This window comes from Mesorhizobium sp. CNPSo 4661, assembly GCF_057784215.1.
On the sequence record NZ_JBWGIO010000001.1, the window covers coordinates 1 to 23,688 of the forward strand.

Here is a 23,688-nt window from a genome sequence, read left to right on the forward strand (position 1 = left end):
GACTGCAAGTTCGCCGCGCCGCCGGACAGGTTCGTCCATTCGATCCGCGACCCCTCCGCCATGACGATGTAGCTTGGACCGACGGCGAGCGCATTGTGCGGTGGATCGTTCGAAGTGTCCGAAATGCCGGAGAATTGAGTGGTGATCTGAGACGAACTGGTCATTCGGAACCCCGATCCGTAAGGGATGGATCACCGTCCAATGATGATCCTGGGCGTCGATCCGATCCTTGCGAGATCGGCAAGTTGCTTTATGCGCGAACACGGGGCGTTGCGACCTGACCGAGGCGAGAAGCGTCAGTTTCTGCCGTGCAGTACTTCCGTATTGACGCAATATTCGGGATAGATCGGAGCAGTGTAGGGCGCACCCTCTATTCGAATGATGCAAGTCTCAGGCCGCAGTCACCCCACGTGAATTTCTTGCGCTCTACGCCGCCGCGAATGGCCGGTGGAATCCGCCCATGGCCGACGCGATGTGGCGTCGGTTGCTCTCTATGGAAAAGCCAGAACTGCGGAAAGCCAGAACTGCTCCCCAGCGGACGTCAGCGGTCGAAATGGAGAGGCCGGGAAACGCGCTCACTTTCTCTCAATGCTGCGGCCAGCACGGTGCAATCGATCTCCTCGGCAAAGGCGACCTGCGGACCCGCTTCCACCATCAAGAATTGCATGCGAAGCGATTTCAACCGGGCTGCCTTGGCGGCGCGCTCGGCGTATTCAGCTTCGAGGATCGCCAGCATGGATTGGCCAAATTCTTCCTGTCGCTGCCCGCGCATGTATCCGACCTCGCAAATCGCCCTGGGAAAACTGGTCTCCATATTGGCGTCTTGTGCTCACCAGATCATGTGGGCTTATGCTTGTCGCCCTTCGTTGTGATGAAGACAGCCGAGCGCGACAGGTTCATTGGCCAACGGATGATCGCCGGGTCTTGTCATCATCCTGTGAGGCCGGGCGCGCGAGCATCGTCTTCGTTCGAATGATGCCTTGCCGATGACATGCGCGCAGAGTTGCCGTAGCCGGCGACCTCCAGCAGGTCCCACGCCCCGCCGGTTAGGCCCGGTGGCCGACTAAGTACCCCCGTAGAGGCCGCCGGGCCGCTCGACGATCACTGCAGCGTTCTCCACGCTATTGGCGAAAGGCCCGGGACATCTGATCGGTTAGAGGCTTGAGCAGGTAGGACCAGACGCTGCGCTGATCAGTGCTTATGTGGACTTCGGCCGGCATCCCAGGTTTGAGCACCTTTGTTTCCGTCAGGCAGTCCGCCTTGTTTTCGACGCTGATACGCGCCGAGAAATACGAGAGCTGATGCTGCGGATCCTTGATCAGGTCCGCCGAAACGCGCCGAACGGAGCCCTGGCAGGCGGGTGTGGTGCCGGCATCGAAAGCCGGGAAGCGTATCGAGACAGGCTGACCGGGGCGAACGTCATCGATCCGCGATGGGGGGATCAGCGCGTCCACCACCAGGTCGTCGGCATCGGGAACGACCATCATGAGCACTTCCCCGGCGCCGACCACACCGCCAATCGTGTGGACTGAAGATTCCTGTATTGTCCCCGACTGCGGGGCGCGGATGGTCGTCTTGGTAAGCTCGTCCTGCGCCACAACTCGGCGCTCGTTGAGCTCGGTCAGCTTGGCTTCAGTCTCGCGGAGTTCGCTCGTCACATCGCTGCGCTTTTGCTCGTCCAGTTGCAAGATCTGCAGCTCGGTTTCGCTGACTTTGGCTTCGGCCTCCGCAACCGCGGCGGCGAGGCGCCCGGCCTCGCCACGGGACCGTGTCGCCTCCAACCTGACGTTGCTCAATCGCTCCTTGGGCACCAGCTTCTTCAAGTAGAGCGCTTCGACGTCGGCCCGATCCTTGTCAAGAAGGACCACCGAATCGTCCGTCGCGGCTTTCTGCGCCTTGAGCCCGTCGATCTGATTTTGCAGCTGCTGCGAGCGGCTTTGCAGTTGCGCCTTTTGACCTGTCAGGGCAGTGGCGCGGCTTTCGAACAGGGCTTGCTCGCCTTTGACGAGCCCGGCCAGTTCGGGATTGTCCATTCCGGCCTGAAGAGAGGCTGGAAGCTTCATATCCGGCGACCCCTGGCGCTCGGCCTCCAGTCGAGCGAGCCGAACGCTCGCGCGATCGAGATCTCCGTTGATTATCTGCAGGTTTGCCCGCGTGAGCGTATCGTCCAGCCTGACCAACACATCGCCGGCCCGCACATGATCGCCGTCCTGCGCGAAGATTCCGCCAATGGTGCCGCCAGTCTGATGCTGGACCTTCTTGATGTTGCTCTCGACAACCACGGTGGCCGGCGCGATCACCGCGCCGGCGATCTTCGTGAGCCCGAGCCAGAGTCCTGCGCCAACGAACAGCAGGACCGTTACCGCAAAACCCAATCGCAGATTGGCGCGGATGCCGTCAGAAGCGTCGAGTGGTCTCGTTGCCTCCGCCCATTCGCGCGCGCCGGCCGTCAGGCTATTCTGCCAAGCTGCCGCCTCAGCCATGATGCGCAGCCTCACGCATGTCCGCTCACGCCCTTCGGTGACGGGACGACCGAACTAGGACGCTCTCCAGGTGGGACGGATCGGATCACGTTCGCCAACACGTCCTCGCGCGAGCCGAAGGAGTGCAGCATGCCGTTGGACATCACCAGAACCTGATCGATGTTGGCGAGGGCGGAGGGGCGATGCGCAATAACGATGACAATACCCCCGCGCTGGCGCACCGACAGGATCGCCGCAGCCAGGGCGGCGTCGCCGTCCACGTCCAGGTTCGAATTCGGTTCGTCCAGCACGACGAGAAACGGATTGCCATAAAGCGCCCTGGCGAGTCCCACGAGCTGCCTCTGCCCGGCGGACAGAGCTGCGCCTCCGTCTCCCACGCGTGTTTGAAAGCCTTCCGACAGACGCATGATCATTTTGTCGGCTCCAGCGGCCCTGGCAGCAGCCAGTACACCCTTGGGGTCTCCGTTGCCGCCGAACCGCGAGATGTTGTCGGCAACCGTTCCATCGAACAGTTCGATGTCCTGCGGCAGATAGCCGATGTGGGCGCCGAGCTGCTCCGGGCTCCATTGGTCGAGCGAAGCCCCATCCAGTCTTACTGTGCCACGAAGCGGGCTCCAGACCCCGACCAAGGCTCGCGCGAGCGTGGTTTTCCCAGAGCCGCTTGGGCCGATGACGGCCATTCCCGCGCCCCGCGTCAGATCGAAGCCGACGTTCACCACGGTCGGCTTCTGTTGGCCCGGCGGTGCTATGGTCAGCTCCTCGACCGCAAGCATGGCCTGGGGGCCCGGCAGTTCCATCGGTTCGACATGGCCACCGAAAGCGGCCAGAGCAGCCGTCAGTTGAGCATAGCTCTGCCGGAAGGACACGAACCCTCTCCAGTTCGCGATCGCCGCGTCGACCGGCGCCAGCGAGCGGCCGAGGAGTATGGAGGATGCGATGATGACTCCGGGCGAGGCTTCGCCGCCGATCACGAGATAGGCGCCGAGCCCTAGAACGGAAGACTGCAAAGCCATTCTGAGCGCCCTCGACAGCGAGCCGGTGGCGCCGACGATATCGGAGAGCCGCTCCTGGTGGGTGAGATAGGCATGACTGATCTCGTTCCACCGCCAGCCGAGTCGCCTGGAAAGGCCCATGGCTCGCACGACCTCCGCGTTGCGGCGTCCAGAATCGGCAAGGCTGCGTTGTGCCAGAAGTGTTTCAGAGGCGCGAGCGGCCGGTCCGCGCCCGAGGATTTCGGCGACCACCGTCAATAGCACGACGAGGAGCGCACCGACCGTTGCCAGCATGCCGAGGGAAGGATGCAGCAAATAGATGACGACCAGGTAGAACGGCATCCAGGGAGCGTCGAAGACGACCGTGGGTCCCAGCCCGGAAAGAAAGCCGCGCAATTGATCGAGATCGCGAAGCGGCTGCACACGGCTCGCGTCCTGACCTTTGATCAGCGGCAGGGAAAGCGAGAGGGCAAAGACCTTGGGCTGCAGATTTCGGTGAAGGCGGCTGCCTGTTCGAACCAGCAGCCGAAGCCGCACGAAATCGAGCAGGCCGTACACGGCGTAGAGACCGAGCATGCCGATCGTGAATCCGACAAGTGTCGGAACGCTCTGCGACGGCAAAACGCGATCGTAGACCTGAAGCATATAGATGGAGCCGGTCAGCGAGAGGATGTTTATGACCGCCGAGAACAGGCCGACACCGAGCAGACCAGGTAGGCAGTTCAACATCGCGGTGCGCAGATCGGGCGCCAGCCTTTCTGTTGGCTTCATGATCTGCGATCTCTCACGCTAGATCGCTGCGTGAGCTCACCGGCTCTGACGATGATGGACAAGTTGGAACCTTCCTGGAGCAGTCTTGCTCCCCCTCCTGTCGAACATTCATCCCCGCTAATGTGCGTCCCTCTTTGCAAAATGCAGCAAAATCGTGACGCCGCTCTCGATGGGTCCGAAACCAGCCCATCAAGTTGGGGATAGAGTGTCGCACGAACGGAATTTTGCGGCGGAGAGGGATAGGAGCCGAAGGAGGTTCCGGGTCGAGTCGATACGACGAACCGTGATGGATGTGGCGACGCGGGCGCGCGTCACACGGCGCGCATCACTTGAAATCTTCTGTCGGCTGAACCGCGCCTCGTCATTGAATGGCAGTGCTTTGAAGCTCGCTCGTGAACCGGACCTCTACCGTGTCGCCAGGCGCCACGGCGGCGTCTTCGTCGACAGCCAGCTTTTGCCATTCAGCGCCGACTCTGCGGATGATCGTCACTTGAGCCTGGATTGTTTCACCAGCGATCGGCAGGGGTTGCGCGGATGCTCCGGTCGACTGCAACTTCTGGCTGGCAGCGTGAAGCTTCGAAGTGAGTTCGGCCAACGAAGCATCGGTGTCCTTCAGCTCGGTCAACAGGTCGATCTTTCTTTGGTTGTCGCTGTGCTCGCGCTGCCGCGCGTAATCATCCTGCTGGTGGCGTGTCCGCATCAGCTCGACCGACGTTTGAAGGGCTCCGCTTGACGACAGGAGCAGGGCGCGCCGGACGTCGGACAATCTGTTGTTGGTCAAATTGCCTGCTTCGTAAAGCTTGGTCACCCGTGCCAGGTCCTCCTCATCCGCCTTCACCCCCTCGGCCTCGACCTCCTGGCGCTTGGCAAGCACGGCGACTTCGGCGACGGCGTCCTTCTCAGCCTTATCAAGGAACTGTTGCTCCTGATGATAGTCGTCGAGCGCGATCTTGAGCGCCGCCCCCTCGGCTTGGGCGATGGCCGCGCCAACGCTGTCCGGCAAGGGCGAGCCTTGCGGCTGCTGGGTGTCGAAGCTTTCCTTGTCGTCCAGTTCGGCCCGGACCCGGGCGCCGTGAAAGTAAGCCTTCGTGTATTCTCCCCAGAGGGATTCATAGTCGCGCCGAAGATCGACGGGATCGGGGCCGGCCTGAATTGTCCGCGACCGCAAGACGCTGAACCCGCCGGAAACAGCTATCGCCTGCCGAACCGTCATAAGCGGTCGGTAAGCCTGTTGCCCCGGCGTGAGCACATCGCCCGTCACATAGATCGGCCGGTACTCGGCTATGACCGCGGTGACGTCGCTTGGCTTTATGACGATCACCTGCTCCTGGCCGTCGTTCAGCCGCATATGGAAGACCTTGCTCGGCAAGATCGCTTCCATGCGTGTCTGCAACTGGGCCGATGTCAGGCCGCCGACCATGATCAGGCCGACTTCGGGAATCGCGATGCTGCCGTCCATCTGGACCATCGCGCGCTGCGTACGTTCGGGAAGCGTGGCAACCCCGATTTCAACCGTATCGCCGGGGGAAAGTTGGTAGGGCCCAGGGATGTCCGCCGCGACGGCCGCGCGCGTGGCGCAGAGCGCGGCGGCTAAGGTGAGAGCAATTCGGCTAATGGGCACCATTTGCGGCAACCTCCGTTTGGTTGGAAGACGCCGCCCGCGGCCAATCGAGGCGGGCGACGAAATCGTGGATCGGACCGCCTGGCACCCCCCAACTGCTCCACCAGACCGCCGCCGCGCCGGTGTCGGGTCTCTCGGCTGCGCGCAGCGCCAAAGACACGCCCCGGCTATCACCACCAGCGCCAGAGCTCGCTGGAGAAGGCGCGTCATATCATGTAGTCCTTTTGGCGGCGTACGCGGCCTTCGGTAAGGCGTGCCCGCCACCACTCGATGGTCCGCTCGAGTCCATCGCGCAGACTGGTCCGCGCTCGCCATCCGGTTTCGCCTGCGAAGCGCGAGCAGTCCGCGAGCAGCGCTCGGACCTCCGAATTCTGCGGCCGCAAGCGACTTTCGTCGCGACGGACAGGTTTTTTCGAACCACTCAACTCGAGCACCAGATCGAGCACCTCGGCAATGGTCGAGGCGCGCTGGCTGCCAGCGTTGTAGGGACGACCAAATTCGAGCTCGGCTGTGCCGGCGGTCAGGAATGCCGACGCCGTGTCTTCGACAAAGGTGAGATCGCGGATCGGGCTTGTGTCTCCGACCATTATCGCCGGACAATCTGGATCAAGGGCCTGCCGTATGATGGTCGGCACGATCGCGCGTTCACTCTGGCGCGGGCCATAAGTATTGAAAGGTCGCATGATGACGACGGGGACATCGAAGGACCTGGCATAGGACTCTGCCATCATGTCGGCCCCGATCTTGGACGCAGAGTAAGGCGACTGTCCTTGCAGAGGGTGGGTCTCGCTGATCGGCATGGTCAGGGCCGTACCGTAAACTTCGCTCGTGGACGTTTGCACCACGCGCTCCGTCTCCCAATGGCGCGCGGCCTCGAGCACATTGACCGTGCCCAGAATGTTGGTCTCCACATAGGATTGCGCGGCGGCATATGAGTATGGAATGGCTATCAGAGCTGCCAAATGAAACACGATGGCCTGGCCGCGTGTAATCCGGTTGAGCAACGCGCTGTCGCGAACGTCGCCGCGGACCAGCTTCAACTGGTTTCGAACGCTTTCCGGGAGGTCGTCCAGCCAGCCATGGCTATCAAAGGAATTGTAAAGAGCCAGCGCGGTAACATCGGCGCCGTTGCGAACCAATGCCTCTGTGAGGTGCGACCCGATAAATCCATCGGCACCGGTGACCAGGACTTTCTTGCCCGCGTAAGCCATAGCCAGGCCTTTCCTCTCCGACCTAGCGGTCCTGCCTCTGGATATTGCGGCGTGCGACTACGAAGTTCCCACCGCCCCGCGGTGCCGGATGAAGGACCGCCCGCAGGGAACGAAACATCCAAACGATGTCCGAGGCGATCGAGCGCTCCGGATAGTAGGCGAGATCGATCCTCGCCTTGGCAGGAAACAGGATTTCTCGATAAAACAGCACCGGATCCAGGTTGTGCGGATAGAGATGGGCTTCGTGCCTGAAGAGGGCCTGCGTTGGACCAAGCAAGCCAGGCCTGTATTGCAGCAAAGCCTCGAAGCCCCCAAGGAAACAATCGGCAAAGGCAAGGCTCTCGGGTCGCGGCCCGACAATCGCCATGTCGCCCTTCAGGACATTCCACAATTGCGGCAGTTCATCGAACTTGGTGGTGGCGAGCAGCTTTCCTATCACCGTCATGCGGCTGTCGCCGGCGACGGTCAGCGGAACGCCGCCCGGGCTGCACCGCACGGCGAATTTCCGGAACTTGTACATGCGGAATGGCCGGCCGCTTGCCCCGACGCGGGTCTGAACAAACAGGAAGGGCCAGCCGCTTTCCAGCATCAAGGCGACGGCGATCACCAGCATTAGCGGTGCCAACATTGCACCCGCCATCGTAGCCACGGCGAGATCGATTGACCGCCTTGTGAACCCGTGGCTAGGGCAGGGACTGAAATATCGATGCAGCGAAAGGTCCGAAGCGTTCATGCCGCTGTTCCTGCTTGGCTGGAGCTGTCGAGTGAGCTTGCCAGGGCAGCCACGACGGCCTCGACCGCGGAAGAAGTGATCTGGGGATGCAATGGAACCGTGAGTTCGCGCTGGGCAAAGTCTTCCGTGAGCGGCAGGTGGATGTCGGGGAAACGCTCGCGATAGAGTGTCATCCAATGCAGGGGAGGGTAGTGGATGGTGGTCTGTATTCCCTGAGCTCGCAGTTCGTCGATTACATGTTGCCGCCTGGCAAAGCGCGGCAGAAGGATTGGCATGATATGGTAGGCGGACGTTCGTGGTTCGATGAACGGGACTGTCACAGTCGGGCAATAGTTCGCGATGAGGCGACGGTACAACACCGTCAGGATACGCCTTATCTCGTTCCACTCCTGCAGGTTCTGAAGCTGGACCAGGCCGATCGCCGCTCTCATCTCGTCCATGCGATAGTTGAACCCGAGCATCGTCACGTCGTACTGCGGCGTGCGGCTGTTCAACCGCTGGTGCGTTCCCGAGGTCATCCCATGCCCGCGGGCCAGACGGATTTTCTCGCGCAGATCTGGGTCGCGGGCAATGACGGCCCCCCCTTCGCCCGTGGTGATGTTCTTGTTGCCATAGAAGCTGAATGCGGCGGCGGCACCGAATGTCCCAACCTCCTTCAAGCCGGGAGCATGAGCAGCGTCCTCAATGATGTGCAATCCCTGAGCGCGAGCGAACCTTTGCCATTGCTCACGATTGGCGAGATAGCCTGCAAAATGAACGAGAATGATCGCCTTGGTGCGCGACGTACATCTGGCATCGGCGTCCGCGAGCGACATCAGCGGCACATCGATCGACTCGATGTCGACAAAAACAGGCGTCGCACCGACATACAGGACCGCATTTGCGGTCGCTACGAAGGTCAGGGACGGAACCAGCACTTCGTCGCCAGGGCCGATCCCGAGCGCGTGCAGGATCAGATGCAGCGCAGCAGTGCAAGAGTTGACCGCAACGCAATCCTCCGCGCCATGGATATCCGCAAAAGCCTCCTCGAAGGCTCGCACCCGCTCTCCCATTGTCAGCCAACCGCTATCAATCACCTTCGATAGCGCAGCCTTCTCCGGTACGCCTAGAATCGGAGCACTTACCAGCAGCATCGTGACCTCCGGGGTCGTCGTGTGTCGCTCTGACGACCGTTTTTCACGCGGCCGCGGCGGCGACTTCTATCGAAGCCGACATCTCTTCCCACGAGATCGACTGCGCATTCTGGAAGTCGTCGACCCGCCCGATGTCGAGCCAGAGACCTTCGTGTTTGTAGACGTGCACGATCGTGCCGGCCTGCATCATCTGCAGCATCAGGTCGTCAAACCCGAACGGCACGCCGGAGGGGATGAACCGCAGGACGCTCGGATCCATGCAATAAATCCCCATGCTGACGAGATGGGACAGCGTCGGCTTCTCGCGGAAGACCTGAACGGCGTTATTCACTTCGTCGATGACACCGAAATCCATCTTGATCACGCGGCAGGCGGTGGCGATTGTCACCGGGTCCTTGTGCATGCGGTGAGCCGCTATGAATCGACTGAGGCTCAGGTCGGTAAGGACATCGCCGTTCAGCACGAGAAATGTCTCGGTCAATTCATCCCTGATCAAGGAGAGCGGGCCGATGGTCCCGAGCGGCTCCGTTTCCTGGGTATACTGAATCCTCAGATTCCACTGCGAGCCATCGCCGCAGACGCTGCGGATCAGATGCCCTAGATATCCGGTCGTGACATAGACGTCTTCAATGCCGTTGCGTCGCAACCACTTGAGGAGCAACTCCAGGACCGGGCGCGCACCGATCGGCATGAGCGGCTTCGGCAAGACCGAGGTGAAGGGCCGGAGGCGCGTTCCCATTCCACCGCATTGAATCACCGCTTTCATCCCAACCTCCAAATTTCATCCGCCATGCGTCGGGCGGCAACTCGTCGCTGCAAGCCGGCTAGAGAATGTATCCGCAGACCCGCTTCCCGAGCCCATCCGAAGAGCGCGTCACCGATGTTATGGTCACTCCAAATGAGTGTCGTCGTGCATTCGAATGGTTGTCGTCGTGCATTCGAATGGTAGTGATTCAGCGTTGCCAGCATCCACGGGTTGTGAGGATGCGGGCTGCGGCAGCGTCTGGCGCCTCACAGTGATTTGTTAGGATTTGTTAGACAACGGCTTGGAGTTAAGACTATATTAGGGATGTGAGGTTTGCGGGTGAGGGGCGCGCGGATTTCGCTGAGATACGACGGCTAGTGATCGGCCATGGATAAGCTCGTCACGGTTGGCGCATCTCAGGATGGGTGCGGCGGGCTGGTAGCTGTATGCCCGTCGATAAGCGTTGGGGTAGAAAAATGTATCGGATCGTCATCGCCGACGATCACGGGTTGTATCGCCGCGGCCTACGGTTGGCACTGACGGCGGGCATTCCGGGCGCCGAGATATTCGACGCAGGGTGTTTCGACGCCGTTATCAGCCTTTTGGAGCAGCAGGCATCAATCGATCTTGCGATCCTTGACCTGAACATGCCTGGCCTTTTCGACCAGGAGATTCTCGGCGATGTCATGTCCGCCTATCCCCACACGCACTTCGCGATCGTTTCTGCCGATGATTCACGCGCCGAGATACTCAAAGCCCTGTCGATCGGGCTGCATGGCTACATCGTAAAGTCACAAAAGGACGAAGAAGTCGTGCAGGCTGTGAACGAAATGCTCGAGGGCAGAATCTACGTTCCGGCACTTCTGTCGCGCATGTCCGGTGGGCCGGCACAACACCCGCCTATGCCGACGGAGGGATTCTCGGTCAGGCGGCGTGTCGGCGTTGGGAATCTTGCCCGGCTGACGGCGCGCCAGAAAGAAGTTCTGAGGCTGATGGCGGAGGGACACTCGAACAAAGAAATTGCCCGCAAATTGGAGATTGCCGAGGCGACGACGAAAATCCACGCTGCAGCCATCATGCGCGAACTTGGGGTGCGAAACCGGACCGAGGCGGCCGTTTTGCTGCAAAGGTTGGCTTGAGAATAACGAAGGCTAGAGCTCGATTTCTTTCCGCGACAGCCGCAACGAATATCGGAACCCGCGCTCCGATATCTCCAATTTCGGCGAATGACCGACCAGCGGCGCCCCGTCCACACCGATAATCATGGAACCGAAACCGTGGCGTATGACGCTTGCGAGCTGACGTTGCCCCGATTCCACCCAATCGAACACCACGTCGCTACCCGGGTCGGCTGACGCGAACCCCCACGTTATTTCGATACGGCCCTCGGCACTGCCTAGCGCGCCGTGCTTCACCGAATTGGTCGTCAACTCGTGGAGGATCATCGCGAAGCTCTCGGCAGCCCCAGAAGACATTGCCAACGATGGCCCGACGATTTTTACGTCTCTTGTTTCTGCAAACGGCTGAAGCTCTTGAGTGACGAGATCATGAAGCACCCCGGAAGTGCCTGAGTGGCGCGAGAGAAGCAGATGCGTCGCCTCCAGAGCTCTGATCCGGTCGATCAGCATCTCCTTGTATTTGGCAATATCGTTGTCGGGAACATTGATCATCTTCACCAGGGCGGTGATCACAGGAAACAGATTGCTGAAGCGATGGCGGTCTTCGCGCATGGTGCGTTCGCGCTTCTTCGCAGCCGCACGTAAGAGAGTGGTTTGCCGGCGCTCGGTAAGGTCGGCAGCCACCCCGATGTATAGCGAACGATCATTGTATTTTTCCTTGCGCCCGCGCAGAGCAATCCAGCGCACATGCCCATCCCGCCGCCGGACGCGAATCTCGATGTCGTAATTCGTCGTCGTTGAGGAGGCGGCAAGTTTTGGCCAGTCAGCAGGATCGACGACAGCCGACAGCTCCTCCAGGCGACGGGTGGGAACTGGAGGCAGACCGAGAATGTCCCAGAACTTGCCCGAGCCATTGATTGTCCGTTCTTTGAAATCCATTCGCCAGATGCCCATGCGCCCGGCGGACAAGGCGAGGTCCAGCCATTCCTTCTGCGCCCGCAGGGCCTCGCGTGCAGTTCGTCGCTCCGAAATGTCGTCGATCACAATGAACACGCTGTCGGCGAAAACTTCATCATGCGGAGACGAAGAAAGAGTCAGGCGGGCCCAGAATGTCTTGCCATCTTTGCGCAACAGGCGAACCTCTGCACCGAATGCATCGGCGTCGCTACCAAGATCTCTCAGAAACCCCTGCACCTCGTCCCGGTCATCAGGGTGAATGAGTTCCTCAATCTGCAACTGGGCAAGTTCCAACGTCTCGTAACCTGTCAACTCGCACAGGCGTTCGTTCGCTTGCAGCAACTCGCCGCGTCGATTGCTGCTTGCAAAGCCCATGGCGGCCCGCTCGAAAGCCCATCGATAGCGGCTCTCCGTTTCCTGCACGGCCGCCAGCCTCGCCTCAGCAATCCCGAGTGCTTCACTCAGCTCGGTTCGCAAGCGGTGGAATATCGTCGCAATTACCCCGCCCGAGACCAGGAGCAGGATGGCGCGGGTCAAATCCTCGTAGGAAATCTGGGAATTCAGTGCTTGCCGGGCCCAAAGCCCTGTCGCCGCCATCACAAGCGTCGCGGCGATCGCGGCCGACCGACCTTCGAGGTATACGATGATGATAATCGCGGGAATGAACGAGATAAAAGCTCCGTCTTGCCCGACATGTATAGAATTGGTTGCTTCGAATACTATTGAAACTGCCAGAATCACTGCGGAAGCTACGTGAGCTAGCGGTGTCCCCGGCACCGTCGAATTCAGCCAGCGCAAATATGAGCCCATGCAACAGACTACAACCTTAGGACTAGTTCGTCGAGACTAGGCCGTTCGGGGGTGGTTTAATACCGCCGTGGGATTGCCATGCCTTAGCCGGCGAATAGAATCACGTGAGTTGCGACCGGCCACGACCCTGTCGCAGACATACCAGACAGATCGAAATTCAAGTCAGGGCAATTCATCTGGATCAAACAAACATAGTAACCGCAAGTAATTGCGGAGTGGCGTACAGGTAGGGCGGGGTACAAAAATGGCACTGATTGGAAGGCACACCGACGCGGTTGCCGGCGGACGGTACATCGTGCTGAAAAACGCATATGCGCGGCAATCCCAGACGACACATCCAACACGCGCCACGGACAGATCCGGTGAGCCGGCCGGCGGGGCGAAACGTCGGAGTCTGGAGTCCATCACCGGTATGCTCGAGCGCATCGGGTGCGGCTACCTGGTGCTGAACGGCGAGAGGAAGGTGATCGATTGGAACGCGGCCGCTCGGGCCACGATCGAACGACAGGGCGATGCGGCCGACACGGCGGGCGCGCTTTTGACCGGGCTCAGGCGGTTGGTTGCAAACGTACCGGTGCATTTCCTGCCAGGCTCACTCTCATGGGTCGTGATCCGGAACCATTGCGACACCCCGGTGGTGCTCAATGAAATAGGTGTGGTCGCACATGATGGAACTTGCATCGTGGCATTGCTGGATCGCGAAAACAGGACTGCGGCCAACCCTCAGACGCTCCAGCGCATGTTCGGCTTGACGAGTGCCGAGACGCACCTTGCGTTGCGCTTGGCTCAAGGTGACGCGCCTTTGGAAATCGCACGGAGCTGGCACCTCAGCCGCACGACGATCCGCTCCCAACTTGCATCCTTGTTCGCCAAGACCGAAACGAAGCGTCAAGCGGAACTGGTGGCTCTTCTCGGGCGCATTTCGGTCCTGCCGTGAGGGCATGCCTTTCATCCGGCGATCGTGCCGGATGATACACCATCAGATCAAAGCAGCCGCCAGATCGCAGCCTGGCGAACGGATGATATCGGCCGGTGGCTGCCCGGCGTCGAAGGCGCCGGCCGCTCTTCCAATAGCCGCATTCGACATCGCTTTGCCGCAGAGCGTTCAGCGCTAGACTAAGAGCAAGGCAATCAGAACCTGTGGTCCGCAGCCCGTGCGGCATCGGCATTTGCCATCTCTTCGACCTGGGTTACCGACGGAAATCGCGGAACACGGAGCCCGCTGACCAATTGATATCATTGCGGCGAACTCCACGACTGGAGAGGTGCCGCTACCCCCAACGAGCCTTGAGTTGCCGCGTCCTGAGGGTCGAGGCGGCAAAGATCAGACCGGGGACGATGTTCAGTCGCCTGCGGATGTAGACGGCCATTGCCATGTTCCACACGACCAGTGTGAGCGTGAAACCCACCGCCGCTCCAATCGAGCCATCGAGCGCAATGCCGACGGTACAAGCGGCGACGTTGGCCACCGCGCCGCTGACCATCGTCGCGGCGGCGGCCCATTCATGCCCGGTCATTGTGAGAAGATTCAACTGAGGTCCGCAGAAGGCGCTGCAGAGGTAACCTATGATCAGGATTCGCGCGATAGGCGCGCCAGCGGCGAAATCCTTACCGAACCAGCCCAGAAGAGGGTCGATGACCAGGAGCAGTGGCACGGCCAATGCAAGCGCTCCGCTGAAGCTCAAGACTGCAGCTCTGGAAAACAACCGCTGCAGGCTTGGATGATCCTGGCGAGCATGAAGGTCCGCTGCGGTTGGCGAAAACATCGTGCTGACCGCGACGCTTGAAAGGCCGACCAGCAGCGCAACGTTGACGCCAAGAGCAAAAATCCCGGCCTCGCGGACCTTGTCGGCCCAACCAAGAAGCATCACTCCTGTTCGGCTTATGAAGACATCCAGCCCGGTGATCAGTACGGTCGGAGGAATCGCCGACCACCACAGGCGTCCGGTGTAGCTCGCCTCGGTGTTGCGCAAGGCGACCGGCCGAAGCTTCATTGCTGTGAGGAACACAAGGCCCGCTGTAACGGCTGAGCTTGTTACGACGGCCATCATCGCGAGCTGCGCGTTAAGGGTCCATTGACCCGAGAACGCCGCGCCGCCCAGCAGCGCAAGCAGCAATCCGTCGCGCGCCACACGCTCGGGCAAGAGAGCGGACACCACTCCCCCAAAGGCTCGGACCAAGGTTGCCCCGAGCGCATAGGCGGTGATCATCGGCACGGCGGCCATGGCCAGCAGCATAGCCATCTGGAATTCCTGAGCGAGTTGCTGGGATGGAAGAAGGATGATGAGTGCTGCCCCGGCCAGCCCGGCCAACAAGGCCGCCGACAGCGACCAGCACACCGCGAAATTGATAAACCCACGGGCTAGGTCCAGGCGTCCCGCGGCTCTGTATGCGGGCACGAAGCGCAACAGCGACACATTGAAGCCGAGGGTCGAGATTGTGGCGAGAACAGTGCTCCAGGCCAGCGCATAGGAATAGATCCCGTAGCTGGTCGCGCCGACCATCCGTGCAATTCCAAACTGGGCCATGCTGGTGAGCCCCGCGCCACCGATATAGACCAGAAGGGCGAACATGCTCGCGTGCAACAGACGTCGGCCCACGTCGTGACGCTCGGGAAACACGACAGCGGATGATCGGCCTGCGGTCCCCCCGAGTGGCGGATTATGGGTAACCTCGTCGGCCGCATGGCATTCGAGCGGCTGTCTTTCGAGGAGATTGCTCTCGTCGTTCGCCTGTCTTGGGGCCGCCAACCCGCCACCGCGCGTGTTGTCGATAAAAGAAATGCCGGTTCGCGATAGTCGCGTCAGGATTTCCTGTTCCACTCGATAAAGGTCGCTAGCGGTGGACTGTTCGTCGACTGCCCGAACCGAGACGCAGCTTCTCAGCGTGCCCGGCAGCATGTTGCCAATCTTCTCCAAGGCATGGAAAACCCGCATGTTGCCGGCGACGTCTACTTCAAAGAAGCGCTCCGCGGCCGGTTCGTGCATCATTCTTGCTTGGAGCCGCGCCTCCACGACATCGCGCGGGACTGCCATCCAAACCACGAGTTCGGCCCGGGGCGCGGATTCGAGCGCTCGCGCGATCAGATTGTCATCTGCGGCGGGGTTGAACATTGCCAGAGATCCGACCGCCTGCACGAAGCCTTGGTCGAATATGATTATATTTGTCGATTTCTCCGCGAGTGTCCAGCAGCGTGACAGGCGAACTATATACTGCCAGATACGAAATTGCTGTATAAGGCTTTTTGGAAGGATTGTTCCAACGAGTCTGTTGGCCGTCGCAACATCACCGTTTCGCCAAAATGAAGAAAGAAGCGCTAGAATTGTGGTGAAAATGGCTGACGATATTCGGTAAGTTATTGAGAATATACCGAGGCGGTCCCATCCTTCGCCTCTATTGCGGGGCTGGTAGCATCGGATGACCTTGGCTGCGTACCCACGGTCGCACAAATCTTTCGCAAGAGCGTTCGCGAAGGTTGTTTTGCCAGACCCTGCCGGTCCGAAAAGTTCAATGATCATACCAGTTCAATCCGGAGATCGAGTTGATCGGTTCAACTCCTTCAACAGGAGGTCGCCACCATCCCCGAGTCGGTAACTGGTGTGCCGTTTGAGAATTAACCTGGGTGAGAATGCAGGCTGGCGAAGCGGGCAGTTTCCAAGAGCGCTCCTCTCCCATGCCGATGAACTCGCGGACGCTGCGGACCAGGCTACGCAGGCGGTGGTCCTCACCTCCTACGCAAACCAGATGGAGGTTCATCTCGCCTCTCCGGAGAGTGCGAGGCACCTCAAGCGCAACTTGATTTCCGTTCATTGCCGGTTTGCAGCGCCCCCGCCTGATGTCCAACCGGTTCACGCTAGGGGCATGCTTGCCCATTGTCCTCGTCCGTTTGAATGAAGCTGTGCCGGGTGCGCGCCCGGCTGCCTGCATTCTCCCAAAGGTCGCCGTCGCAATCCTGATCGTAGACACGAGGCAAGTTCCATCGCGCCGCGGGTCTCGCTTTGGGCGATCACCAATTCTGAACAGGGATCAGTCGTATGTTACTTGTCGCTAATGTATGCGTCGGCTAGGTACGCCCAAGGGGGCTGGTCGAATCAGCCGAGGAAAAAGGGGATGACACTCCACTATACGTCCGGATCCGGTGGACTAGGCACCGATGTTGCAACCGCAGGATTCAATCTGGTCGATGTCCAATCCGTCGATCAACTGAATGCGCTGCCGGCCGGCATGAAGGGCCTAGTCTGGCTTAACCAAGTCGGCGGAACAACCTCCTCGTTTATCCAGCAGGTCACGCCCTACATCGGTAATCCGAATTTGTATGGCTTCTACCTTGCCGACGAGCCGGATCCTACTGGCAAATGGGGCACCTATGCATCCGCCGCGAATCTGATGGCCGAATCCGACTGGATTCATTCCAATGTGCCAGGTGCGAAGACCTTCATCACGATGATGAATATGGGGTCTTCTGCGAGTCCGGACTTCTCGAATACCTATAATCCCGCCAACACGCATATCGACTATTACGGGATCGACCCCTATCCGGTGCGTACGGGTACGACCTCGATCGACTACAATATGATCGACAGAACGGTTGCAGCAGCCGAGGCGTCGGGTATCCCCGCCAGCCAGATCGTTCCGGTCTTTCAAGCGTTTGGCGGCGGCACATGGACGACCGACACCGACGGCCAGTACGTTATGCCTACCCCGACCCAGGAGCAGACCATGATGGACCATTGGTCCAAGCTGGTGTCTTCGCCTGCATTCGACTATGCCTATTCATGGGGCTCCCAGCAAGGGGATACCGGGCTTGGAAGCGATCCGGCGCTGCAAGCCGTCTTCCTCCAGCATAACACCCAAGCTTCGACTTCAACGGGTGGATCGACTTCGACGGGCGGTTCAACGTCGACAAGCGGTTCCACCTTTTATGGCACTCCCGGCGACGACGTGCTCCACGGAACAACCGGCGCCGACGCGCTGATCGGCGGCGCCGGCAACGACACCTACTATGTCGACAACAGCGGTGATCGGGTGATTGAGGCGATCGGCGGCGGCACGGACAAGGTGCTCGCCTCGGTGAGCTATGCTCTTTTGCCCGGCTCGGAGATCGAACTGCTGGCCACCACGAATCCCTCCGGCTCGACGCCAATCAACCTGACCGGTAACGAATTCGCCCAGACTATTCAGGGCAATGCCGGCGCCAACATCATCAACGGCGGCGGTTGCACCGACATCCTGACTGGGAATGGCGGCAAGGACGTTTTCGACTTCAATTCCTCCCTCAAGGCCGGAAATGTCGCCAAGATCACCGACTTCACGGTCGCCCAGGACAAGATACAGCTCGACCACACCATCTTCACGGGGCTTCAGCCGGGCGCCTTGCCAGCCGGTGCCTTCCACATTGGGAAGGGCGCCCATGACAGCACCGACCACATCATCTACAACAGCTCGACCGGAGCGCTATCGTTCGACGTCGACGGCACCGGCAGCGCTCATCAGGTGCAGTTCGCTACCCTTGCCCCCCATCTCTCGCTCACGGCATCTTCGTTCGTTGTTGCGTGAATCTTCGTAGGAGTCTGAGCTCAGGGCCTCGGCGTCTGCTCGCATCAGGTGTCCTGTTTCGTTTCGTTATAGGTGAGAAAACGCACGGGCCATACCGATGTGGCAGACGCCGATCTGTCGACATACTTCGACATCCCGCGTCGGACCTCCTCGAACGGTGGTTCGACGCGTTGTCCACCTGCACGTGACGCGGCTGATCGAGTCGTGACCGAAGGCGGCGATCGAAGAGCGGGAAGGTGAGGGGAAACGACACATAAGCGGGAGCAGGCGACCCAATTGCGACACGCGGCAGGGGAGGATCACAAGCCCGCCGCTCTCGGAGGTTGACATGCCCAACGCAACGCGGCGAAGCGTTCCTTGCCGATGATTTCGCCATCCTCAGCCGCAGTCGTTCGTGACCTGCGCCTTTGCGGATAGCGCCTACAGCGCCCAAAGGGGCAAGGACGCCACGCCGATCACTTTCGCGTACGTCTCTCAGGACCAGGCTAAAGTATCCGCCAAACCTCTTTTTTCACCGCGCGAATAACTTCTGCCAAAGGTTGTTGGGCGTCGATGGAAACCAGGTGCGCTCCCGGGAACCCCAACCGGGGAATCGCCTCGATACGGCTCGTTATCACAGCAGGATCCATGTCTGGCTCGCGCTTCGCGCAAATCTCCGGTGGGACAATCAGCTTAATGACGAGATCTGGCGGAAGGCGATGGGCAAGGGAATATGCAGTTGCCTCGAATCGGCGTAACCATGGCGGCACCCCAGTCAGACGCGGCATCAGCGGACCTTCGTTGAAGCCATCGATCTCATTCTGCGGGTATCGATCGGTAATGACCACCAGCCCCCGATTGGCTCCGCGATGCGCCGCCGACAGCTTGATGCGCTTATCGACGGCAACGGCTGTGGCCCAGATCATCAGCAACATACTGTAGAGCGGGCCTGGAGGCCGATCCGAGATCATGCCGTGCGATGCGCCTTTGGGTTTGGTCCTAACCAAGGGGGTGATCAAGGGTACGATCAGCTTGAACGGCCATAGTGCGAAAGACGGCCGTCCGGCTCCGGTGCCGAAGTAGATCGGCACGGCATCAGTCTCCTGGCCGAGCCACTCCCGGATTGTCGCGACGATGGTGGACTTCCCGCTGCCATCAACGCCGATCACAGCCACCACGTGGCCGCCGCCCGGCGCTCGGCGGCTCCACGGCCGGGGCGCCCAGACAAAACGCTTGTTCAAGCTGCCACCGACCCAATGGACAGCGCGCCCCAGGCTCCGCAGCGCCGCCTCAAATGCGTTGTAGGCGCGATGAGGACGGAAATGCCTTTTGATGCGCCGCCGGAGGCGTCGCTGATCCACCGGCGCAGGTTTGCCATAGATCGCAGCGACAATCATCTCCGCCATGTCATCGCCCAGAAGCTCAGCGGCTCGGCTGGTGAGCGCTGAGCGATCATCGCGGGCGGCAAGGTCCATCCGATCGAGCGCGAACTTGCGCGTTTCAGCCTGCCAGTGGCGAAGCAGGACAGGATCTGAGCGCCTCAATTCAAGGCAACTGCGTACGATCAACAGCAATGCCTCGTCCACCGGATCCAATATACGGATCGGCAGCGTTGGGTGAACAATAGCCCGCGCCAAAATTGCTTCTTGCCATGGTAGAAAGTAGTTCTTGAGGAGACTGTTGCCCGCGACCAATCGGAAGTGCAAATGAAGATGAACGAGTCGGCCACTCGGTTCGTCATACCCCAGGAAACTAACCATCGAAGGATGGTCACGGTACGCCACGCAAGGAAAAAGTTTGAGGCCTCGCTGAAGGAGAATTGCTTGGGCTCGGTGCAGGTCCCGTTTCGCGACTAGTAGATCGAGATCTCCATCGCCCGCCAAGCCGCGAGAGACCCTTTTGCTGCTTTTCCAGGAACAATAGGAAATGTTCTGCTGGTGAAAGTCATTCAGGACCATCAGTATCAGAGGTAGGATCGCGTTCTCCGCGCCCGAGCGGCAGATCACGTCTGTCTTGTGTAGAGCGTCGTGTTTCATCTTTCTGGCCCTTACGCCTGGGCAATTGCGGGTTTCGAAGGCTCCTCATCCTTCGGATTGACGATGAAGGTATTGCGATTGTGGCCTCGCCTGGTCGCTATCTGCTCCGTCCCGTTCCCGACGAGTACTCGCCCGCATCACCATAGCGATATCGAGCGTGCCTCTTGAGATCGACCTGTGTCGCGACGGCCATCGCAAGATCGCTATGCTCCTTGTTGAGACCGCCGGACTTACGAAGCAGATCCAACGCGTTCTGAGCCACCTTGCGCCTCGTGCTCCCCCATTTCACGACCAGGAGCAATCTGTCGGCAATCGAAGGAAGCAACCGAGCCTCCACAGCACCAAGGACAGACGGACCGTCAATAATCACATAATCGTAACGTTCGCGAAGCTGACGGACGAGGTCCGCCATCTGTTCGGTGGCGGTCAAGGGATCGAGGCGGTAGCCGGACATCGGGAGATAGTCGAACCCAGCCTCCGCGATATGCCGGATGAGCTCCACCGGCGGTCGGCTTTGCAGGGCCAATTCTACGATTTGTCTGTCGTTGAACTCGCCAACTCGCGAGCCTTTCCGAAAATCGAGACCTACCAAGAGCACGCTACGCCCAAAAAAACCAATGTAGGCAGCTAGGCTCTGGGCGAACCTGGTTTTCCCTTCCCCAGGAACGCTGGAGCTGATCAAAACCACCTTTGCGTTGCCGGGCTCTGTCATCCGCAGCGTCGCGACCACCGACCATAATGCGCTCGCGTAAGGGGAAAACGGCTTTAGCTGGAGATACTTGCCGAGATGAAACAGATGTCTGCGGGGGATCCGCGGTACAAGGCCGATGCACGGGAGGCCAAGCGCATCGGTAATTTCGCGCTCGCTTCGCAGGCCTCTGTCAAGCCGTTCCAGGGCGAGAGCCAGCAAACTCGCGCAGATCAAAGAGGCGATCAAGGCAGGGAGCACGAACAGGATCGGATTCGGAGAGCTCGGCCGGGACGGCGGAGACGCAAGCGAGAGGATGCTTGCTTCCGGGTCTACCAGCTGGTCTTGTTCGCGGATATCCTTCTGTCGTTGTATAAGACTTTCATAAATCTGCGCGCTGACGGCGGCCGAACGCACGAGCTCGCGCGGATCTGGAGCAGCCTCTTGTACCATGCCGCCGACGATCCGGCTTGCACCGGATCCTGGTTGGCCTGCCTGGAGGGCCGCGTTATCTCGCTCGATCTCGCCCCTGACAGCCGAAATCCGTTCTTCGAGTCGAGCTATTTCGTTGGTGCTGTAGGCCCGCTGCTGCTCGATGCTGTTCTGAACATAGAGCTCCACGGTCCGGTTGACGATTTCGGCAGCCTTCTCAGGGCTCGTCCACTCGAAGCTGACGTCGATCACGCGTGAGCGGCGCTCCTGCAGGACTTGTAGGCGACGCTGGAGATCGTCGAGTGTGAGCCCTGTTCCGTCCCGTTGGTGCCCGGTAAGCGCCCCAATCCAGACATCCAGCCGCCGCTTGAGTTCTTTCAAGCTCAGTGGCCCGGCTTCGGTCGTGCTTGGCACGGCGGGAGCCTGCACGGTGGCGGCCGAATTCGCTTCGGGTTCGGATGCCGCTCCTGGGAAGCCTGTCTCTTTCCGCAGGCTGTCAAGGACGCGCTGCAAGTGGACGGGAGAGGTCAGCATCGTCAACTGAGTGTCGACGGTCTGCTGGACCGCTTCAGGGCTGAGGGGAGTAGCAGCCCGAACAAGGACTTGCGCGGTTGCGGTATATTTGGGTGTGATGAGTAGACCGGCGACCCCAGCCAGTATCATTCCTACCGCCGCGACCGTGAGAATAGGTTTGCTCCTTCGACGCAGGATCCCGATCACCTGCTGGAAGCCTGATTCGGGAAATGTCGTTGCGTGATTGTCTGGCCGCTCGTTCTCGAAATCAGGTTCAAATGGCACAAGGTCGGTGGTGCGACTGCGCGCCGTGGTCCGTCGCCCGGCCTTGGGCCATGTCTCGCCGCCCGTCCTGTCCATCAAATGCATCCGTACCTCCATGCCAGCGGTCCGTCTCCGCAATTAGCTCGACCTGATGCCCAGTTTGCTCGTGGCATATCCGATCCGGAGCGGAGAGCGCGGAAGAATGCCGCTCAGGGCCTTGCCTCCAGTGGCGGACCGCACTCGATCCGTCCGTCCAGGCTCCGCGACCAGGCAGAGTGCGATCACAAACCAAAAGATCGGGTGCCGGAGGATGAAGGTAGCGATCGAGTATATGCAGAGACCGCAGAGCAGCGTCGGCAGCCCCGCTTGCCCAGTCCGGTAGGCGAACCAGAAAGCAGTTGCCACGATCCAGATGTAGCTCAAAAGGATGATCAGCCCGCCCTGAGTGAAAAGATCGAGAAATGTGTTGTGCGCCTCGAAGTTCGGCGCAAAATTGAGTGTGGGGTGTTCGACAAAGTCTGGCTGTTCTGTCTCCAAGTTCCTCTGGGACACGATGGAATGGGGTATTTCGAGGTGCGGCCCAGGACCTAAACCCAGCATCCCCGATCCGACACCCCGCTGGATCGCCTGCCCCCATAGCTCAAATCGCAGCGAGGTCTTCTCCTCCGTTTGCTCCGGTTTTTCCCGTTCCATCGAATTGGCGAGGCCCTGAGCCTCGACGGCAATCGAGTAAGCCAGCGGGACCACCGAAACTACGATCAGCGGTAAAGCCAGCACGATCATCCAGGCGAACGCGGAGCGAAAACTGACCTGCGGTGCACGTGAGACCAGCCAAGCCCGGAATTTGAATGCAATGAAGATCGGGCCCGCGGCCACAAGAATGAGACTGAATGAATCGCTGCCCGTAAGCCGGCCCGTGTAGACGGGGACGATAGCGCAGGCGAGGGCGGCGATCCTCGTGCCGAGTCGGGTGGCGGTTTCGGCGAGATGAAGCGACAGAATGCCAAGCACCATACAAAGCACGGCAAGCTGATGGGGGTTCGATGACCAGCCGCGGACTTGATCCCACCACCAAGGATCGACCGACGAGATATCGAACAGTCCCCAGGCGTCAGCGACCTGCGCGGCGACAACCGGGGTGCCGAGCGTGCAGAGAAGCCAGGCGACGCGACGCAAGCGAGCCCCCGCATGTGGTCCGATCAGGCTCAGGCAGCTTACGGCGGCCAAAAGAGGATAGGCCATAACATCGTGTATGAACCACTCGGGATCGTGCCGGTCGCCGATCAACGCTGCTGTCAGCGTACCGAGGCTTTGCGCAATGGTAAAAAGCGACCAAAAGATAAGTAGTCGCGAAAGAGCCGGCGTAGGGGACGAGCCAAGGCGAGTCGCCTCGCGGCCGAGTACGAGAACTATCCAGACGACAAGACAAATTTCGCCCGGTCCCACCGGAAAGCCCGCGAGGCGCAATTGCGACGCAGGTGTCAGCAGTAGCCCGAGCGCGAACAACACGTCGGGTATCATCGGCGCATGTCCCAATCCGAAGGTCCGTCCTTCAGCCGGCGGTTGAGAGCCGCGACCTGAAAGCTCTTTGCGGATCGCCGGGCAGCGGACAATGTCCCAAATCGCCTGTCCGTCACCTCCCTTGG

The 23,688-nt window shown here is 60.2% G+C and carries 16 protein-coding genes; 3 read left to right on the forward strand and 13 right to left on the reverse strand.

The features are described 5' to 3' along the window. Positions 1–541: 541 nt before the first annotated feature. The 8 genes from AC0YKC_RS00005 to AC0YKC_RS00040 form a co-directional block, all read right to left on the reverse strand. A complete protein-coding gene (locus AC0YKC_RS00005; protein WP_488508986.1) occupies positions 542–814 on the reverse strand; it encodes a hypothetical protein in 273 nt (90 codons plus the stop codon). 307 nt (positions 815–1,121) lie between these two features. Then, entirely contained in the window at positions 1,122–2,483 is a 1,362-nt protein-coding gene (locus AC0YKC_RS00010) for an HlyD family type I secretion periplasmic adaptor subunit (protein ID WP_488508988.1), read from the reverse strand. Between the two features lie 11 nt (positions 2,484–2,494). Next, on the reverse strand, positions 2,495–4,246 hold the full coding sequence (locus AC0YKC_RS00015; RefSeq protein WP_488508990.1) for a type I secretion system permease/ATPase: 1,752 nt from the start codon (positions 4,244–4,246) through the stop codon (positions 2,495–2,497). 361 nt (positions 4,247–4,607) lie between these two features. Continuing rightward, positions 4,608–5,870 carry a polysaccharide biosynthesis/export family protein gene (locus tag AC0YKC_RS00020; protein WP_488508992.1) on the reverse strand — a complete coding sequence of 421 codons (1,263 nt, stop codon included), beginning with the start codon at positions 5,868–5,870 and terminating at the stop codon, positions 4,608–4,610. Between the two features lie 203 nt (positions 5,871–6,073). Next, positions 6,074–7,078: an SDR family NAD(P)-dependent oxidoreductase gene (locus AC0YKC_RS00025; RefSeq protein ID WP_488508994.1), complete on the reverse strand. Its 1,005-nt coding sequence runs from the start codon at positions 7,076–7,078 to the stop codon at positions 6,074–6,076. Positions 7,079–7,100: 22 nt separating this feature from the next. Next, positions 7,101–7,811, reverse strand: a complete 711-nt coding sequence (locus tag AC0YKC_RS00030; RefSeq protein WP_488508996.1) for a sugar transferase — start codon at positions 7,809–7,811, stop codon at positions 7,101–7,103. Beyond that, on the reverse strand, positions 7,808–8,944 hold the full coding sequence (locus AC0YKC_RS00035) for a DegT/DnrJ/EryC1/StrS family aminotransferase (RefSeq protein WP_488508998.1): 1,137 nt from the start codon (positions 8,942–8,944) through the stop codon (positions 7,808–7,810). The genes AC0YKC_RS00030 and AC0YKC_RS00035 overlap by 4 nt, the downstream gene beginning before the upstream one ends. A 43-nt stretch (positions 8,945–8,987) precedes the next feature. Then, on the reverse strand, positions 8,988–9,710 hold the full coding sequence (locus AC0YKC_RS00040; RefSeq protein ID WP_488509000.1) for a nucleotidyltransferase family protein: 723 nt from the start codon (positions 9,708–9,710) through the stop codon (positions 8,988–8,990). A 455-nt stretch (positions 9,711–10,165) separates the two neighbouring features. Between AC0YKC_RS00040 and AC0YKC_RS00045 the strand changes: the two genes are divergently transcribed. Beyond that, complete coding sequence (locus tag AC0YKC_RS00045; RefSeq protein ID WP_488509002.1) at positions 10,166–10,828, forward strand: LuxR C-terminal-related transcriptional regulator; 663 nt, start codon at positions 10,166–10,168, stop codon at positions 10,826–10,828. A gap of 12 nt (positions 10,829–10,840) precedes the next feature. Here the strand turns inward: AC0YKC_RS00045 and AC0YKC_RS00050 are convergent, their stop codons facing one another. Then, positions 10,841–12,562 (reverse strand): PAS domain S-box protein, encoded by a 1,722-nt coding sequence (locus tag AC0YKC_RS00050; RefSeq protein WP_488509004.1) that lies wholly within the window; start codon positions 12,560–12,562, stop codon positions 10,841–10,843. A 256-nt stretch (positions 12,563–12,818) separates the two neighbouring features. Here AC0YKC_RS00050 and AC0YKC_RS00055 point away from each other — a divergent pair, with 256 nt between their 5' ends. Continuing rightward, the gene (locus tag AC0YKC_RS00055) at positions 12,819–13,511 is read left to right on the forward strand and encodes a helix-turn-helix transcriptional regulator (protein ID WP_488509006.1); all 693 of its coding nucleotides are present in this window, start codon (positions 12,819–12,821) and stop codon (positions 13,509–13,511) included. A gap of 334 nt (positions 13,512–13,845) precedes the next feature. Here AC0YKC_RS00055 and AC0YKC_RS00060 read toward each other — a convergent pair whose 3' ends face one another. After that, a complete protein-coding gene (locus tag AC0YKC_RS00060) occupies positions 13,846–15,687 on the reverse strand; it encodes a lipopolysaccharide biosynthesis protein (RefSeq protein ID WP_488509008.1) in 1,842 nt (613 codons plus the stop codon). Between the two features lie 997 nt (positions 15,688–16,684). Between AC0YKC_RS00060 and AC0YKC_RS00065 the strand changes: the two genes are divergently transcribed. Then, positions 16,685–18,130 (forward strand): calcium-binding protein, encoded by a 1,446-nt coding sequence (locus tag AC0YKC_RS00065; RefSeq protein ID WP_488509010.1) that lies wholly within the window; start codon positions 16,685–16,687, stop codon positions 18,128–18,130. A 485-nt stretch (positions 18,131–18,615) separates the two neighbouring features. On the opposite strand, the gene AC0YKC_RS00070 is transcribed toward AC0YKC_RS00065, so the two are convergent. The 3 genes from AC0YKC_RS00070 to AC0YKC_RS00080 form a co-directional block, all read right to left on the reverse strand. Continuing rightward, on the reverse strand, positions 18,616–20,145 hold the full coding sequence (locus tag AC0YKC_RS00070) for a hypothetical protein (protein WP_488509011.1): 1,530 nt from the start codon (positions 20,143–20,145) through the stop codon (positions 18,616–18,618). Positions 20,146–20,242: 97 nt separating this feature from the next. Next, positions 20,243–22,147: a Wzz/FepE/Etk N-terminal domain-containing protein gene (locus tag AC0YKC_RS00075; RefSeq protein WP_488509013.1), complete on the reverse strand. Its 1,905-nt coding sequence runs from the start codon at positions 22,145–22,147 to the stop codon at positions 20,243–20,245. Between the two features lie 33 nt (positions 22,148–22,180). Then, on the reverse strand, positions 22,181–23,563 hold the full coding sequence (locus tag AC0YKC_RS00080) for an O-antigen ligase family protein (RefSeq protein WP_488509014.1): 1,383 nt from the start codon (positions 23,561–23,563) through the stop codon (positions 22,181–22,183). Positions 23,564–23,688: the final 125 nt, after the last annotated feature.